Annotated in this window: 1 pseudogene; it reads left to right on the top strand. The window is 43.3% G+C overall.

Annotation, left to right across the window (positions count from 1 at the left end):
* A pseudogene (locus tag A3738_RS03745) lies at nt 1-717 on the top strand (type IV pilus secretin PilQ); the annotation flags it as partial.
* Nucleotides 718-788 lie beyond the last annotated feature (71 nt).

The raw sequence follows: 788 nt of genomic DNA, 5'->3' as shown, positions 1-788 counted from the left end.
ATTACTGAAGAAATGGGTATTACTTGGGGTGGCGGTGGCCGTGACCAAGATGGCGATACCTTCTGGCGTTTTGGTGGTTCTCAAAATACTCTTGGCGAGTTAACAACTACCAATACTGTTACATTCCCAGACGCATTGGCGGTTGATCTAGGTGTGACACGTACGAATGCTTCATCTATCGCCATTGGTATTGGCAATGGCGATTACTTGCTTGATTTAGAATTGTCGGCATTCGAGGCCGATGGCAAAGGCGAAATCGTTGCTCAACCAAAAATTGTAACGGCGGATCGCCAAACGGCAACGATTAAGTCTGGTGAAGAGATTCCTTACCAAGAAGCAACTTCTTCTGGGGCTGCCTCTATTGCATTTAAAGAGGCTGTATTGTCTCTTGAAGTAACGCCGCAAATTACTCCTGACGATAAAATCATTATGGATCTGAAAGTAAATCAGGATGATCGTGGCCAAGAGACTGCTGGTGTGCCAAGTATCGCGACTAATGAACTAATTACTCAGGTACTTGTTGGCAATGGTGAAACTATTGTCCTAGGCGGTATCTTCCAGTCGGAGGAATCTACGACAGTAACTAAGACACCGTTCCTGGGTGATATTCCTTACCTAGGTAACCTGTTTAAAAAGACGCAAAACATTAATGAGCGTAGTGAGTTGCTAGTGTTTATTACACCTAAATTGATCAAAGATGGTTTGATTGATCAATAATCGTGGCACACTGAAAAAGCCGAGCTAAATAGCTCGGCTTTTTTTTGTCTGAATGTATCGTTCCTTGTTAT

This window comes from Oleiphilus sp. HI0066, from assembly GCF_001635725.1.
This window is presented reverse-complemented; position numbering and strand designations above follow the sequence as displayed.